Genomic DNA, 2012 nt, shown 5'->3' on the forward strand with positions numbered 1-2012 from the left:
TGATGTTATAGAAGTTCTACCAGAAAACGGTGATGAATATGAAGAAGATAAATCGCTATTTGAAGGAACACCATTTGAGGAATAGGCTAGGAGCTTCAAGCTCTTAGCTTCTAAAGTAGGTGATCTAAATGTCTAATGATAAAGAAGTACTAAAAGCTGAACTAGAAGATGGATATGGTAGAATAGCTAATTTGTTACTTGAAGCTCTTTCAATGTTTAAACTAAATGGAAAGCAAATGAGTATATGCCTATTCATTATGAGAAGAACATATTCTTGGGGAAAAAAATCAGATGAAATAACCTTAAAAGAATTTGCATCAGCTTGTGATAGCTCTGAAACATATATGTCTAAGCAATTAAAACAGTTAATTGACTGGAAAGTTGTGAAAAGAAAAAACTATAGCCCAGGAAAGGTTCCAGAATATGAAATAAACACAAGGGTTGAAGAATGGGACAAGGGTTGTATAAATGTTCAAGGGTTATTAAAAAACATTGAAAACAACATATATGTAGGCAACACCCTTGAACAAAAAGACAAGGGTTGCACAAATGGAAAAAGGTTGAACGAAAAGACAAAGCAAGGGTTGAACAAAAGGACAAGGGTTGCCATGGTTCAAAACGTTGAAAATGCTGAGGTTGAAGGGTGCCTTAAAGAAAATATTAAAGAAAATATAAATAATATTATTACTACTATAGATAACCAGCCCCAAAAAACTGGAAACGACAATCCTGTCACCGATATGGATGCGGACTCCATACAACAGGATAATCTTGTCGCCCCGATAGGTGCCGACCCTATCAAACAAGATAAAGAATCTGTCGCCCCGGTAGGTGCCGCTCCTACCAAACAGATTAGCCCAGTTGAAAAGATAGAGAGAGCATATCTAAAAATAAGAAATAGACCTATGTGTAGTAGTAAAGACATGATTGATATAGTTGATGTTTATGAAAAATATAAAGACATTAACTTTATTTTGGGTGTTATGAAAACAACAGCAGAAGAAAACAAAGCTAGGAATGGACGGATAACAATAAACTCATTTAGCTATTTTATGCCTATATTTGAAGAAGAATGGGAGAAAAAACAGGTAAAAAAGGAGGCTGTAAAAAATGGATCAACTTCAAAAAATAGCAGAAAGAATTTTAAATTCGATAAAAGCCAATTCCTCTGGAACGGAGGAGAAGACTCACTATGAGTGCGAGATATGCAAGGATGAAGAATGGTTATTTGATATAGAAAATAATACAGCTAGGCCATGCAAATGCAGAGAAGTTAAATTATATAAAAGAATAATAGAATCATCAGGAATAACAGAAGCTTTTTTACAAAGAAATTTTAACAACTTTAAACCTACCAACAAAATAACCGCTGACGCTAAAGCTATGGCCATGGATTATGTAAAAAAGTTTGATAGTATTAAAAACTTAAGAAACAACTCAATAGCTTTTTTAGGACAAGTAGGAGCAGGAAAAACCCATTTAAGCATAGCTATAGCTAATGAATTCATGAAAAGAAACATTGGGGTTAGATACATGCAGTATAGAGAAGATATAACTAGAATTAAGCAAGTGGCCATGGATGAAGAAAGCTATGCTAAAGAAATAAACAAATACAAAAATGCAACAGTTTTACTCATAGATGATCTCTATAAAAATGCAACACATAGAACTAGAGCAGGTTATGAGGTTTTAAATGATGCAGACAAAAGAGCAATATTTGAAATAGTCAATTATAGATACTTTAAGAATGCTCCAATGATAATATCAAGTGAATACTTGATAAATGACATAATTGATTTTGACGAAGGAATAGGTACTAGGATTACTGAAATGTGCAAAGGGCACATAATTGAATTCCAAGGACAAGAACTTAACTATAGATTGCATAAAGCATTATAGGGGTGAACAATTATGAAACTTTGTCATAAATGCAACAGCCAAATGGTTGAAGTAAGGCTAATAGATTTAAACAGACAGGTACAAAAAGCAATTGTATGTACCTACTGTGGAAG

General features: G+C 33.3%; 2 protein-coding genes. Both read left to right on the forward strand.

Translation table 11 applies throughout. From position 1 onward, the window contains the following. Positions 1 to 128 precede the first annotated feature (128 nt). Positions 129 to 1196 (forward strand): replication protein, encoded by a 1068-nt coding sequence (locus BLV68_RS15175; protein ID WP_093755280.1) that lies wholly within the window; start codon positions 129 to 131, stop codon positions 1194 to 1196. Next, positions 1111 to 1899: an ATP-binding protein gene (locus tag BLV68_RS15180; RefSeq protein ID WP_093755282.1), complete on the forward strand. Its 789-nt coding sequence runs from the start codon at positions 1111 to 1113 to the stop codon at positions 1897 to 1899. Before BLV68_RS15175 ends, BLV68_RS15180 begins: the two co-directional genes overlap by 86 nt. Positions 1900 to 2012: the final 113 nt, after the last annotated feature.

It is taken from the genome of Tepidimicrobium xylanilyticum (assembly GCF_900106765.1).
Taxonomy (GTDB): domain Bacteria; phylum Bacillota; class Clostridia; order Tissierellales; family Tepidimicrobiaceae; genus Tepidimicrobium; species Tepidimicrobium xylanilyticum.

Coding starts and splice junctions, on each gene's coding strand:
- BLV68_RS15175 (WP_093755280.1), top strand. CDS start 129: ATGTCTAATGATAAAGAAGTACTAAAAGCTGAACTAGAAGATGGATAT.
- BLV68_RS15180 (WP_093755282.1), top strand. CDS start 1,111: ATGGATCAACTTCAAAAAATAGCAGAAAGAATTTTAAATTCGATAAAA.